Below are 890 nucleotides of genomic sequence, written 5' to 3' on the forward strand. Positions count from 1 at the left end.
AACTTTAATACCGATGCTGATAGCAATCTTTCATCCACAGATCAGAAGGCTTCTTCGAAAAGCTCTTTTCTGGTTGCTCCTTTAGGTAGTGTTGCTTATACCTTTGGTGAAAAGCTAAACCATCAGGTATACACAGGTACCGCGCGTGATGATGTGGCGACGGGTACTGTTGTGCTTGAGGTTGGTTATAAATACCAACTAGAGTCAGGCATGACCATCGATGCTTCGATTCTGCCAACTATTATGTCTGGCGAGACTTGGGCCGATCCGTACAACACGACGTCAGCTCGCAGCAAAACCGACGAGACGGGTAATGCCTTTCGTTTAACACTAGGGAGCATCGCTGGCTCTGCTTTCTCTTTAGACATGGCCTACGCCACCAAAGATGTGAAAGATGATCAAGTTGAAGACGCGCTAAAACGCGACGCCGATACTTTCTACCTGAAAGGTCAATATCGTCAGCCAATCAGTCGTACCATGATGTTAGTACCGTCACTGATCTACCAATCAAGTTCTGCGGATGGCAAAGCTGCCTCTTATGAACAGTTTGGCGGTGAGGTAAGCTTATTTGGCGGCATGGGACGTCATCAATACGCACTAACGGCGGGTTACAACCAACGCTCTTACGATGCGAGCAGCATTACTTTCCAAAAGAAACGCAGTGACGATAACATCAATCTATTCGCCGCGTATGAATATGATCAATTCATGGATTGGGAAAACTGGTCGTTTGTTTCTCTTGCAGGCTACGGTACTAGTGACTCGAACATTACCTTCTATGATGAGTCTCAATACATCGTATCACTCGGCCTGAACTACAAATTCTAACTCCAGCCAGCGCCAATAAATTATCAAACTAAAGCCTGCACACTGAACTGACCCCCAATAGT

At 46.1% G+C, this 890-nt stretch carries 1 protein-coding gene; it reads left to right on the forward strand.

The genetic code is table 11. The features are described 5' to 3' along the window. Positions 1–828: DUF2860 domain-containing protein (locus tag AB4512_RS13370; RefSeq protein WP_372175029.1), on the forward strand; the 828-nt coding region annotated here is incomplete at its 5' end. Between the last annotated feature and the right edge of the window lie 62 nt (positions 829–890).

It is taken from the genome of Vibrio sp. 10N.222.52.B7 (assembly GCF_041474275.1).
Lineage (GTDB): Bacteria > Pseudomonadota > Gammaproteobacteria > Enterobacterales > Vibrionaceae > Vibrio > Vibrio crassostreae_C.